Annotated in this window: 12 protein-coding genes; all 12 read right to left on the bottom strand. The window is 65.8% G+C overall.

The window, feature by feature from the left end:
- Positions 1-4: 4 nt before the first annotated feature.
- Positions 5-1,339 (bottom strand): tetratricopeptide repeat protein, encoded by a 1,335-nt coding sequence (locus ACODTA_RS15115; RefSeq protein ID WP_489066736.1) that lies wholly within the window; start codon positions 1,337-1,339, stop codon positions 5-7.
- A 138-nt stretch (positions 1,340-1,477) separates the two neighbouring features.
- On the bottom strand, positions 1,478-2,290 hold the full coding sequence (locus ACODTA_RS15110) for a rhodanese-like domain-containing protein (RefSeq protein ID WP_489066735.1): 813 nt from the start codon (positions 2,288-2,290) through the stop codon (positions 1,478-1,480).
- The gene (locus tag ACODTA_RS15105) at positions 2,278-2,508 is read right to left on the bottom strand and encodes a hypothetical protein (RefSeq protein WP_489066734.1); all 231 of its coding nucleotides are present in this window, start codon (positions 2,506-2,508) and stop codon (positions 2,278-2,280) included. The genes ACODTA_RS15110 and ACODTA_RS15105 overlap by 13 nt, the downstream gene beginning before the upstream one ends.
- Positions 2,509-2,602: 94 nt before the next feature.
- Positions 2,603-3,163, bottom strand: coding sequence for an NADPH-dependent FMN reductase (locus ACODTA_RS15100; RefSeq protein ID WP_489066733.1), 561 nt, complete (start codon positions 3,161-3,163; stop codon positions 2,603-2,605).
- Entirely contained in the window at positions 3,160-3,576 is a 417-nt protein-coding gene (locus tag ACODTA_RS15095) for an OsmC family protein (protein ID WP_489066732.1), read from the bottom strand. The genes ACODTA_RS15100 and ACODTA_RS15095 overlap by 4 nt, the downstream gene beginning before the upstream one ends.
- 10 nt (positions 3,577-3,586) lie before the next feature.
- Positions 3,587-4,480, bottom strand: coding sequence for a pirin family protein (locus tag ACODTA_RS15090; protein ID WP_489066731.1), 894 nt, complete (start codon positions 4,478-4,480; stop codon positions 3,587-3,589).
- A gap of 135 nt (positions 4,481-4,615) precedes the next feature.
- The gene (locus ACODTA_RS15085) at positions 4,616-5,482 is read right to left on the bottom strand and encodes a pirin family protein (protein ID WP_489066730.1); all 867 of its coding nucleotides are present in this window, start codon (positions 5,480-5,482) and stop codon (positions 4,616-4,618) included.
- A gap of 132 nt (positions 5,483-5,614) precedes the next feature.
- Positions 5,615-6,685: a choice-of-anchor A family protein gene (locus ACODTA_RS15080; RefSeq protein ID WP_489066729.1), complete on the bottom strand. Its 1,071-nt coding sequence runs from the start codon at positions 6,683-6,685 to the stop codon at positions 5,615-5,617.
- A gap of 38 nt (positions 6,686-6,723) precedes the next feature.
- Entirely contained in the window at positions 6,724-7,530 is an 807-nt protein-coding gene (locus ACODTA_RS15075) for an alpha/beta fold hydrolase (RefSeq protein ID WP_489066728.1), read from the bottom strand.
- Positions 7,530-9,239, bottom strand: a complete 1,710-nt coding sequence (locus tag ACODTA_RS15070) for a DUF885 domain-containing protein (protein ID WP_489066727.1) — start codon at positions 9,237-9,239, stop codon at positions 7,530-7,532. Before ACODTA_RS15070 ends, ACODTA_RS15075 begins: the two co-directional genes overlap by 1 nt.
- A gap of 1 nt (position 9,240) precedes the next feature.
- On the bottom strand, positions 9,241-10,443 hold the full coding sequence (locus ACODTA_RS15065; RefSeq protein WP_489066793.1) for a M20 metallopeptidase family protein: 1,203 nt from the start codon (positions 10,441-10,443) through the stop codon (positions 9,241-9,243).
- Between the two features lie 26 nt (positions 10,444-10,469).
- The gene (gene solA / locus ACODTA_RS15060; protein WP_489066726.1) at positions 10,470-11,681 is read right to left on the bottom strand and encodes an N-methyl-L-tryptophan oxidase; all 1,212 of its coding nucleotides are present in this window, start codon (positions 11,679-11,681) and stop codon (positions 10,470-10,472) included.
- Positions 11,682-11,685: the final 4 nt, after the last annotated feature.

Here is an 11,685-nt window from a genome sequence, read left to right as displayed (position 1 = left end):
CCCCTCAAAATTCAACGCGGGCGCCGAGCCCGGCCGTCCAGCGATCGAAGTCGTAAAGCCCGATATTGCTCCAGTTGCGCGTGTAGGTGACGCGCGGCCGGAGATAGACATTGTCGAAGACCAGCAGCTTGATGCCGAGCGAAGCGTCGACGCGCTCGTCCTTGCGTTTGGCCAGGAACAGCACGTCCGGGGCATCGTGGCGGCGCAGGTCGAACGCCAGGCCACCGACAAAGGCGATCCGATCGTTGATCGGCAATTCTGCCCCCAGATTGGCGCCGGCGAAGACATGCGAATTGGCGTCGCCCGCCGCGCGGCGCGTCGCTTCCTTGCCGGCATTGACGGTGACCACCCAGCGCCGTGCCGCATAGCTGACCGCCGCCGCCACGCGATCGGCATCGCGCAGCGCGTCGCGATCATAGTCGAAGCGATAATATTGACCCGAGATCGAGAGCGCGTCGCCGCCGATCAGATGCGTATATTGCGCGATCGCGCCATAGCCCTGCCGAAAACTCGATCCACCCAGCCAGAATTGCTGCGCCTGGAGCGAGATCGAGATGACGTCGCGGTCGGCGAAGCTATGGGCATAGCCCGCCGTGCCGGTCAGGCTTTGCTGATCGAACATGTCGTCGGACAGATTCTCGCGCCAGCCACCCAGCACGCTGCCGAACAGCCGATCTTGCCGCCCGATCGCGGTAGCGCCCGACAGGCCGGCCTGGGCGTCGATGAAACTGTCGTCGATCGCGCGCGCAGCGCCGCCCAGCGTGCCCGGTCCGAGCCCGGCGAAGAGCGGGATCACGATCGAGGTGAGTTCGGTCGCCGAGTTGATATTGCTGTCCCACCCGCCTGAAATATCAGCGAAACCGGAGACGCTGGAACCGCCGCCGCGAATGTCTCGGCCATATTTGCGGACGATCCCGGTGAAGCGCTGGCGGACGGGATCGGGCAGCGTCGGATCCTCCAGCACGGTATCGAATTGCTGCTTGGCGGTGTCGATATCGCCCGTCATCGCATAGGCGCGCGCGAGTTCGGCGCGCGCGGGGGCATTGCCGGGCTGGAGCGCAAGCACGCGCTGCAACGCCATGATCGCCTCGCCCGGCTGCTTGCTGTCGATCGCCGCGATCGCCAGCGCATAGTCGAAATCGGGATCGCCGATCCGCGAGGCGGTATGCGGGCTGAGCATCTGATAGGCTTTTTCGGGCTCGCCCGATGCGTGGAGCAGCGTCGCGTCACGCACCAGCGCATCCTGTTCGGCGGCGGCCGGCGTAGCGACGAAAGCACAGGTGGCGAGTGCCAGAACCGCAACCGTACGGCTGCAGGTTGAACGCAGATTCCGAAGCATCCGAACCCCCTTTTGATGCAGGGCACGAATGTCCGCAGGGGGAACCGGATTCAAATGACAAGCCTTGTCAGACTTCTGACAAGTGATGTTCGGCGCCACGAGAATGGCGCAAAACCGCGCTTTCGCGCGTCACGGACCTCAATGCTCGATCGGATAGTCCTTGTCGCGCCAGGTCTTCATGCCGCCATCGAGCGCGACAGCGCGCATGAAGCCGAGTTCGCGCAACGTCGCCGCCGCGAGCGTCGAGATCTTGCCGAACTCGCAGCAGGTGACGATGCGCATCGTCGGGTCGGGAATCTCCTCGTTCACGCGCAGCTCAAGCTGGCCGCGTGGCAAATGGCGCGCGCCCGGGATATGGCCCGATCTGAACGCGGCCTCCTCGCGCACATCGAGCACAAGCAGGTTGTTCGCTCCACCTTCGATATGCCTGCGCAATTCCTCCAGGCCGATATGCGGCACCTTGGCGGCGGCATCCGCAAGCAACTGGCTCACGGTCTTGCCGCCCGTCATGTTGGTGCGCAGCGCCTCGGTCATATGCGTCGGCGCCGCCAGATTGAGCTCGCGCATCATCTGTACGAATTCGGCGCGATCGCGCTTCTGCAGCCGGGGATTTTCGGCGATCTCCGCGCCGATCGTCGAATGCGTCCGCCCTTTATAGTCATGCGCGGGATAGACCAGCAGCGCGGGATCGAGCGCCAGCAGCCTGCCGAAGAGGCTGTCGTAGAGCTGGTCGGGATTGCCGGTCGGCAAGTCGGTCCGGCCGGTGCCGCCGATCAGCAGCGTATCGCCGGTGAAGACGCGATCACCGGCCACCAGGCACATCGAATCGCGCGTGTGCCCCGGCGTATGCAACGCCCGGATCCGCAGATTGCCGACGATCAGCATCTCGTCATCGCCCAGTCGCAATCCCGCATGCGGCGCGGGGCTCAACTGGTGCATCACCGTCGGCACGCCCAGCGCCTCGCTGATCCGGTGCGCGGCGGAGAAATGATCGGCATGGGTGTGTGTGTGTCGATCACATAGCGGATCCGCACCCCATAGCGCGACGCCAGCCCCTGGTAACGATCGATCTGGGTGATCTCCGGATCGATCAGCACCGCGCATTGGGTATCCGGGCATCCCAGCAGATAGGACTGGCATCCCCCCGTGGCGATCTGTTCGAACAGCATAGCGTTTGCCCCCTTCACCGATGCCGCCAGCGCTTACGAAAGATGCATGGGCATCGAAAATCCACACCCGCTTGACCAACGCCAGCGCTCGACTTCAATTCCGCTCCCCGGCGGAGAACGCCACGAAGCCTTCCAGGAAGGCCCGCAACCGCTCACGCATGGCATCGTCGGACAACTGTCCGTCGCCATCGAATAAAGCGCCAGCGCGCGAGGCGAGCAGGCGGCCGCCGAACCATGGCCGGGTGCCGAGCGTGCGCAACACCGAAAGCCAGCCATCCTGCGCGAGCAGGGTACCGAAATTGCCCGGCGAGGCGCCGATCAGCGCGACCGGGCGACCACCAAACACACGGCCGATATCGTCGGCAGGCCGCGAGAGCCAGTCGATCGCGTTCTTGAAAACGCCGGGAATGCCGTTGTTATATTCGGGAGTCGCCAGGATCAGCCCGTCCGCGCTCGCAATCGCATCCTTGATGGCGACCACCGAGGCGGGCAATCCCGATGCGGCTTCGTCATCGGCATTATAGAGTGGGATACCCCCGATGGTGTGGACCTCGATCGTCGCACCATCGGGCATCAGCGTTTCAGCCGCACGCAGCAGGCCGAGATTGAAGGAATGCCGCCGCAGGCTGCCGGCGATCCCGACGATGCGCATCATTGTGCGGTTTCCTCGCCCAGATGCGTATCGATCCTCAGTCCCGATTTGATCGCCAGCGTGACGGGGGTGCGCTCGGCGACATCGGCGAGCCGCGCCCGCTGCGCATCGTCGAGATCACCGCGCGGATACAGCGTGCGCTCGATATGGTCGCCATCATCGCCGCGAACGAGCACGAGATCGACGTCGAGCATGTCGAGCGCCCAGCCCTTGTGTTCAGCATACATGCGCAACGTGATGCTGGTGCAGGCGCCCAGCCCCGAAAGCAGGAGGTCGAACGGTGCTGGCCCCGCATCTTGACCGCCCAGCTTCGCGGGTTCGTCGGCGGTCAGATGATGGCGCCCTGCATCGATGGCGACGGCATAGGGGGTGGTGCCGATGCTGGCGCGGACCCTGCTCAGCCTGTGATCGGTCATGCCATGGTCCTTATGTCGTGGCGGGCGCCGGCCGCGCCGGATCCTCGGGCAAGGGAATGAATTCCTGATCGTCGGCATCGGGCAGCTTCATCCGCCCCGCCCGCCAGTCGGCCGCCGCCTGCGCCAGCCGGTCCTTGGACGAGGATACGAAGTTCCAGTAGAGGAAGCGCTCGCCGATCGGCTCCCCACCCAGCACCATGACGGTCGCGCGTTCCGGCGCGCGGATGCGCGACACCCCCGCCCCCAACACCAGCATCTTGCCGGTGTCGTAGCGGATGCCGTCGAACTCGATCGCGCCCGTCGCGACATAAAGCGCGCGCTCGCTGAAGCCGTCGGGCAGTTCAGCCGTAGCGCCCGGCTCAAGATCGAGATGCGCGTAGAAGAGTGGCGAATGCGTGCGCGCGGCGGCGGTCAGGCCATAGGCACTGCCGGCGATGAGTTGGCCATGCACACCCCGTTCGCTCCATTGCGGCAGGTCGACGCCTTCATGGTGCGAAAAGGAGGGCGTGGTCTCCTCGTGCGCGTCGGGCAGCGCGACCCAGGCCTGGATACCGTGGAGATGGTCGCCGGTCGCACGTCCCTTCTCGAATCGCTCGCTGTGGGTGATGCCGCTTCCGGCGGTCATCCAGTTCACCTCCTGCGGGCGGATCGCCTGCTGCGATCCGACGCTGTCACGGTGCATGATCTCGCCGGAGAACAGGTAAGTGACGGTGGACAGGCCGATATGCGGATGTGGCCGCACATCCAGGCTGCGGTCTATGCCCGGCGCCAGATCGAGCGGTCCCATATGATCGAAGAACACGAACGGCCCGACCATGCGCCGCTTCGCGAAGGGCAGCACGCGCCCCACGTCGAGCCCACCGCCCAGACTGCGGCGCCTCTGTTCGATCACCATTTCGATCATGATCGCATCTCCTTGTCAGGTCGGTGATTCGTGCCGTGCCGGTCGCAGCTTCGGGCAGCTTGCTCCCACCCGCAACCCGGTACGCCCCATGGAAAGAAGAACCCGGCCCCTGCACTGAGGGACCGGGTTCGATCGTCAGGCCGCCTCGGCGAATCTGCCGTTGTTGAAGTCGTCAACCGCCTGCCTGATCTCGGCTTCGCTGTTCATCACGAAGGGGCCATAGCCGACGATGGGCTCGTCGATCGGCTCGCCGGTCAGGACAAGCAGCACCGCATCGCCATCCGCATGGATCGCGATCTCACTGCCGTCGCGATCGAGCAGCAGCATTTCCGCCTCGCCCGCCGCTTCGGTGCCGTTGACCGTCACATGACCGCCCAGCACCACCAGCATGGAGGTATGCCCCTCGGGCAGGTCGAGCGTCAGGTCGGCATCGCGGTTCAACCGCACGTCCCAGACGTTGATCGGCGTGAAGGTGTTGGCCGGCCCTTTCGCCTCGCCCAGTTCACCCGCGATGATCCGCGCCCTGCCCGCCCCGTCCGCCAGTTCGACGACCGGGATGTCGGCGGAGACGATCGCCTGATAGCCGCCGGGCGCCATCTTGTCCCTGGCGGGCAGGTTGACCCAGAGCTGCACCATGCGGAAGGGTCCGCCGGTCCTGGCGAAGGCCGGCGAATGATATTCCTCGTGCAGGATGCCGCCCGCCGCCGTCATCCACTGGACGTCGCCGGGGCCGATGACGCCGCCATTGCCGGTGGAATCGCGGTGCTCGACCTCACCGTCATAGACGATCGTCACTGTCTCGAACCCGCGATGCGGATGCTGGCCGACGCCGCGCCGCGCATCGGTGGGCGCGAAATAATGCGGCCCCGCATAATCGAGCAGCAGGAACGGGCTGATATGCGCGCCCAGGCTGTTGTAGGAAAAGAGCGAGCGGACGGGAAAGCCGTCGCCCACCCAATGGCCGCGATCATTGCCGTAGCGGCCGAGGATCTTCTTGCTCATCATCTGTCTCCAGGCGCGATCGGACGATTGTCCATCCGATCGCTGTTGCCCTGGAGTTAACATGGCAACGCTGATGCCAGAAGATCACGGAATTCGACGCAGCGTCCTAACAACAGGACACTGAACCTGACATCATGCCTTGACGAGCTTGTCGCGGCCGATCCGTCGCCCAAGCAGGAGCCCGGCCAGCCCCAGCGCGAACAGGCCCCATGCCCCGTTGATCGGCACGGGCGTCGAGCCACCCGAACTGCCGCCCCCCGTCGGTGGGCCGGACGGCGGCGTATAGCCGCCTGTATAGGTGCCGATATGCATCTCGCCATTCTGGACGAGGCTGCCGAACACCGCCGAACCCTGGATATAATTGCCTGTCGTGGCGGCGGCGCGCGGCGCGAGCACCGATCCACCCCACGCCGTCGTCAGATTGAGCGAATCCGCCTCGGCGAAGTTCCAGATAACATGTTCACCGAGATTGTTGGTACCGCCCAGGAAATTGTCGTTGAGCAGGATCGATTTGCCGCTGACATTGACGATCGCGGTATCCGCACCATTCAGCTTGAAATCGATCTCGCCGATGCTGTTGAGCTGATCGGCAGTGATGTTGAACACCGCGACGCCCTCCGCATTGGGTGCGGCGTTGAAGGTCGCGCGATTCCCGCTGATCGCGACCGCGCTGTTCGAATCCAGCGTCGATAGCGTATGCGACAGATCGGTGAGGCTACTCGTCAGCACGGTCTTCTGCTGGTTGAGGCTCCCCAGGAAATCCGGGCTCGACGCGGCCAGCCCGGACTGGACGGTATTCTGGTTGACGTTGGTATTGCTGATCGTGCCGCCGACCTGCACCGTCTGCGCCGCGCCGTTCAGGTTGAAACCGCTCGAGACGTTACCGCCGACGATCGCACCGGACCCATTGTTGAGGTTCTTGGCGCCGCCGACGACATTGCCGACCACGGTCAAGCCCGGCTGACCGGTCGGCGACGGCGTGGGGGTCTTGATCTGATAGTTGGAGGAATTGCCCGTCAGGTCGCCGCCGACGAAGGTGCGCCCCTCCACTTCGGACGAGGACTGGAGATCGCCCAGCACGATCAGGTTCCATTCGCGCATGCTGTCGAGGCCGACAACCGGCGGCGCCGCCAGAACAGGGATGGAGATGGCCGCCGTCAGCGCGGCACCGAGCAGCAAGTGAATTTTCTTCATGCGCCGCATATAGTTGACCGCCGAAAACGGCGGTGAAGAAATGAAGGTTAATTTTTCCCAAAAAGGGACGGATCGAATTCAGCCGACCCATGACCATCCATCGCGCGGTCGAGAAAATCGGCGATCACCGGGGCGACCAGATCGGCTTGCAACGTCACCTCGTGACCATGGCCGGGAAACTCGCGCACTTCCCATCCATTCGCTTCAAGATCGGATCGCCGCCGCCGGATCGTGGATGCGATCGGGACCGGATGTCCCGCCTCTATCAAATCGCCATCCCCGCCGAAATAGACGAGCCTGGGGCAGCGGATCGCCGCGACCGCATCCGCCTCCGGCCATCCGTCCAGGCTGGCATAGAATTGCGACCATTGGACATATTGTTCGGCCGATCGCAGCACCACCATCGACGAGGGCTCGACATGGCCGATCCTGGCCAGGCTGGCCGCCAGCAGCGCGCCATAGGGCGCATCGATCGGCGGCCAGCCGCCGATGGCAAGCGCGGTCAGCCGATCACTGCGCGTCGCGAGTTGCAACCCCGCCGCCGCGCCCCAGCTATAGCCGCAATAGGCGAAATGATCGAACCCCGCCGCGCTGGCCACGCCCAGCAGGTCGTCGCAGACACGCTCGGCCGTCATCGGCGCAGGCAGGATATCGCGGCTCTTTCCGATCGCCGGATAATCGACCAGCAGGATGCGGTAACGATCGGCCAGCCGATCGAGATAACCATCGAGCAACGCCAGCGACGCCTCGCCGAAGATCGCCTGATGAGACGCCATCAGCGGCAGGCCGATCATCAGCGGCGCGCCCTGGCCATGGAGTTCGTAATGAACACCGGTCGCGGGATCGAGCGGCATCAGGCGGCGGCCGCCCGGGGCGTGGCAGCCTCACGATCGATCCAGGCGCCAACCAGATCGTCGAGCACCGGCAAGGTCACGGCGCCGATACCGGTGATCGCATCATGGAAACCCCGATGGCTGAAACGATCGCCGAGCGCCGCCTCCGCGCGGGCACGCAGGGCGCGGATGCGCAGATTGCCGATCTGATAGGCCAGCGCCTGTGCGGGCAATGCCGCGTAGCGATCGACCTCGCCCGCGATGATCTCCGGCGAGAGCGCCAGCCGTTCGGTCATATAGGCGATCGCATCATCGCGGCTCCAGTCGAGCCAGTGGATACCGGTATCGACGACGAGCCGCACCGCGCGCCACATCTCCATCTCCAGCCGCCCATAATGTTCGTGCGGCGTCTGATAGAGGCCCATCTCGGCTGCCAGTCCTTCGCAATAGAGCGCCCACCCCTCGACGCAGGCGGTATATTTGACCGCGCCGTGGCGGCGGAAATCGGGCAGCCCATCCTGTTCGTGCATCAGCGCGATATGCATCAGATGCCCTGGCCAGGCTTCGTGCACGGCCAGCGCGACATGTATGTAGCTGGGGCATTTTGCGGGAATCGCGCTGGCCCAGAAGATGCCGGGCGCGGAACGGTCGGCCGGGCTCGGCTGCGCATAGGCGGGCGGCATGTTGGCCGAAAGCGCCGCGGGCATCGTTTCCACGCCATAGGTGATGCGCGGGATGCGGCCGAAATAGGCCGGAATGCTCTTGTCGATCCGTTTGCACAGGCTTTCGAGCGCCGCGCGAAGCGCGTCGGGGCTTTCCGCGACGAATTGCGGATCGCCGGTCAGGAACGCGCGATAACCGGCAAGGTCGCCGGCATGGCCCGCCTCCGCCGCCAACAGCTCCAGTTCGGTTTCGAGCCGGGCGACTTCGCCCAGCCCGAGCGCGTGCACCGCCTCGGGCGTCATGCCGGTCGTGGTGAAATGGCGGACGAAGGTCTCGTAATAGGCGCGGCCGCCCGGCGTGTCGCAACAGCTCAGGCTCTCTCGCGCGCCGACCGCCAGCGCGCCGGTCAGGTCGTCGGCATAGGCGGCCATCGCGGGCACGATCTCGTCGCGGATCAGCGCCGCCGCACGCCCGGCCGCGTCGCGCACGCCCGCCTGCCCGCTCGCGGCAGAACGCTTGAACGGCCCGTACCAGGGCAGATCCTCGGCATTGCCGGCGATCATGCCGCGCGTATTGGCGGCCGCGCCCTCCAGCACCGCGCGGGGATAGCGGATGCCTATCGCATGGCCGGCCGCCAGATTGGCGCGGATATCGGCCATGAACGACGGGATCGTCGAGAGCCGTTTCAGATAGAGCGCAGCCGCCTCGCTATCCGCGATCGCAGCGGAGTTGGAGAAGAACACGGTGTTGAAATCGGGGCCGGCCGGCAGCAACCAGGGCCGCAAATGCGCCTGGACGGCGTAAAGGTCGCGAACCGCCCTCAGCTCGCGTTCGAGCAGGATGCGCGTCGCGCGATCCTGATCGTCGAGCCCTTCAGCCGGGATCGCCGCCAGCGCGTCGAGCATCTCGGCCGCACCAGCGTCGCGGCGCGCATGATCGTCGGCGGACTCACGGAAAACGACTTCATCCTCGGTCGGCTGGCCCGCCAGGATCGCGGCGAGCGGCGTTTCCCGGCACTCGAACCGCCAGAATCGCTCAGCCAGCGCAGCAAGCCGTTCATCGCCCATATCAATCGAATCCCTTTTCCAGAAAGCGCTCGGCCAGCCCGGCAAGCAGCGCGCCGCCGCGCGCCATCACGCGTTCGTCGAGCACCATGTGATCGGAATGGAGACCGCAGCACTGCGTCCAGTCGGCCCCCGCCTCCGCCGCCCCCAGGAAGAACATCGCGCCCGGCACCCGATCGAGCACATAGGAGAAATCCTCCGCGCCCATGATCGGCGCGTCGAGCGCCAGCCAGGCATCGTCACCGAACAGCGATCGTGCCACATCCTCGCCGAACGCCACCGCCGCCGGATCGCAGCGCGTCACCGGAAAGCCCGGATCGAAGGAGACCTCGGCGCGTGCGCCATGCGCCGCCGCGATGCCCGTCGCCAGACGCGTAAGCCCCTCCTGAACCGACGCGCGGCGCTCCGCCGAAAGCGTGCGCACCGTGCCCGCCATCAGCGCGGTCTGTGGAATGACATTGTCGGTCGTCCCCGCCTCGATCCGCGCGATGGTGACGACGGCGGGATCGAACACCGAAATCCGCCGCGTGACGAAGCTCTGGATCGCGGTCACGATTTCGCAGGCGATCGGCACCGGATCGAGCGCGTCATGCGGCATCGATGCATGGCCGCCCGCGCCGAACACGGTGATGTTCAGCCGATCGGACGAGGCGAGCAGCGGCCCGGGGCGGCCAGCGATCACCCCGTGCGGCGCATTGGGCATGACATGGAGCGCGAAGGCGGCATCGGGCAGCGGATCGAGCAGTCCGTCGTCGATCATGAAGCGCGCGCCATGCCAGCCTTCCTCGCCGGGCTGGAACATGAAAACGACCTCGCCCGCCAGTCCGTCGCGCCGCTCGGCGAGGATCCGTGCCGCGCCCGCCAGCATCGCGGTGTGCGCGTCATGACCGCAGGCATGCATGGCGCCCGCGATGGTCGACTGGAAGTCGAGGCCGGTGCGTTCCTGCATCGGCAACGCATCCATGTCGCCGCGCAGCAGCACGCGACGCCCGGCCGATCCGCCCTTGAGCAACGCGACCGCGCCGGTGGTCGATGTGCCTTCGCGCCATTCGAGCGGCAGGTCGGCCAGCGCGTCGCGAACCTTCGCCATCGTCGCGGGGGTGTGCAGGCCGATCTCGGGCTCGCCATGGATGGCGCGACGCAGCGACACCATGCGCGGCAGCATCGCTTCCGCTCGTTCCACCAGATCGCCGCCCAGATACGCCATCATCTGCTCCTCATCCTGTGTCAGGCTCATGAGCTAACCGGTTTGTCGCGTTCGCGCACCCGAAAGGGCTCGAGCGCGGGACGATCGAGCGCGAAAGCGGGACGAAGGCTGTCCTCGCCGTCCAGCACTCGCGCGACATGCTCGCCAATGCCCGCCGAATGCTTGAAACCATGGCCGGAACAAGCGGACACGACGAGGATGCGATCGCTGTCGGGGCGGTGATCGATCGCGAAATCGCCATCGGGCGCGTTGGTGTAGAAACAGGCGGCCGAGCGCAGCGCCGAACGCGAAAGGCCGACAAGGCGGCCATCTGCGTGATCGACATGCATCGCTTCCACTTCGGCGGCGGTCACGGTGCGGTCGAGATCGTGCGGAGCGCCCATCTCGGTCGAGAATTGCTCGGTCGCCAATTTCACACCGGGCGTCGCGCCCGGTGCGATCGGGAAACCGTAGAAACTGTCCTCGGGCGCCACACCATGTGCCCAAATGAATGTCGGGAACCGTCCCGCTTCATAATGGTCGGGCCGATCGGGCACGAACCAGTGCAGCACCTGACGCAGCAATTGCAGCCGCCGCAGCGGCGAGCCGATCAGCGCGGGCGTCCATCCTCCCGCCGCGACGACGACATGGCCGGCGTCATAGACGCCGCGCGACGTGGTGACACGCACGCCACCGGAGACGGGCACGATCGCCTGGACCGCCTCGTTCAGTTGCAGCCGTGCGCCCAGCGCCTTGGCCCGCTTGAGCTGCGCGGCGATGCAGTGTTCCGGATAGACCAGTCCGCCACCCGGTTCGTAATAGACGCGCTCGTCCCCGCGCAGCGTGAAGCCCGGAAAGCGGTGCATGAGCTCGTCGGGGCTCAGCACTTCGTGCGCGATGCCGAAACGCTCGGCGGCGCGTTCGGTGCGTTCGGCGAAGCCGTTCTTGCCGTGCATCACCGCCTGACCGCCCGAACTGTCGATCGCGACGAAGCCGCATTCGAGGAGCAGTTGTTCGCCGGTCTCCGCTTCCAGCTCGCGCCAGATCTCGTGCGAACGCAGCACCAGCGGCACATAGATCTCGCCCTCGCCGATGGCCTGGCGCGTGATCCGCGTCTCGCCATGGCTGGAGCCGCTGTCATGGGGCGGCGCGAACCGGTCGATGCCGATCACGCGCGCGTCGCGCCGCGCGAGCTGGTGCAGCGCGGCGGCACCCATCGCTCCCAGGCCGATCACAATGACGTCCGCGGTTTCGGTCATGATA

The sequence above is a fragment of the Sphingomonas sp. FG14 genome, assembly GCF_057809675.1.
Note: the sequence above shows the minus strand (reverse complement) of the source record. Positions and strands in the feature narration are given on the sequence as shown.

Coding starts and splice junctions, on each gene's coding strand:
- ACODTA_RS15070 (WP_489066727.1), bottom strand. CDS start 9,239: ATGGGCGATGAACGGCTTGCTGCGCTGGCTGAGCGATTCTGGCGGTTC.
- ACODTA_RS15065 (WP_489066793.1), bottom strand. CDS start 10,443: ATGGCGTATCTGGGCGGCGATCTGGTGGAACGAGCGGAAGCGATGCTG.
- ACODTA_RS15080 (WP_489066729.1), bottom strand. CDS start 6,685: ATGCGGCGCATGAAGAAAATTCACTTGCTGCTCGGTGCCGCGCTGACG.
- ACODTA_RS15075 (WP_489066728.1), bottom strand. CDS start 7,530: ATGCCGCTCGATCCCGCGACCGGTGTTCATTACGAACTCCATGGCCAG.
- ACODTA_RS15090 (WP_489066731.1), bottom strand. CDS start 4,480: ATGATCGAAATGGTGATCGAACAGAGGCGCCGCAGTCTGGGCGGTGGG.
- ACODTA_RS15105 (WP_489066734.1), bottom strand. CDS start 2,508: ATGCTGTTCGAACAGATCGCCACGGGGGGATGCCAGTCCTATCTGCTG.
- ACODTA_RS15100 (WP_489066733.1), bottom strand. CDS start 3,163: ATGATGCGCATCGTCGGGATCGCCGGCAGCCTGCGGCGGCATTCCTTC.
- ACODTA_RS15095 (WP_489066732.1), bottom strand. CDS start 3,576: ATGACCGATCACAGGCTGAGCAGGGTCCGCGCCAGCATCGGCACCACC.
- ACODTA_RS15085 (WP_489066730.1), bottom strand. CDS start 5,482: ATGAGCAAGAAGATCCTCGGCCGCTACGGCAATGATCGCGGCCATTGG.
- ACODTA_RS15115 (WP_489066736.1), bottom strand. CDS start 1,339: ATGCTTCGGAATCTGCGTTCAACCTGCAGCCGTACGGTTGCGGTTCTG.
- solA (WP_489066726.1), bottom strand. CDS start 11,681: ATGACCGAAACCGCGGACGTCATTGTGATCGGCCTGGGAGCGATGGGT.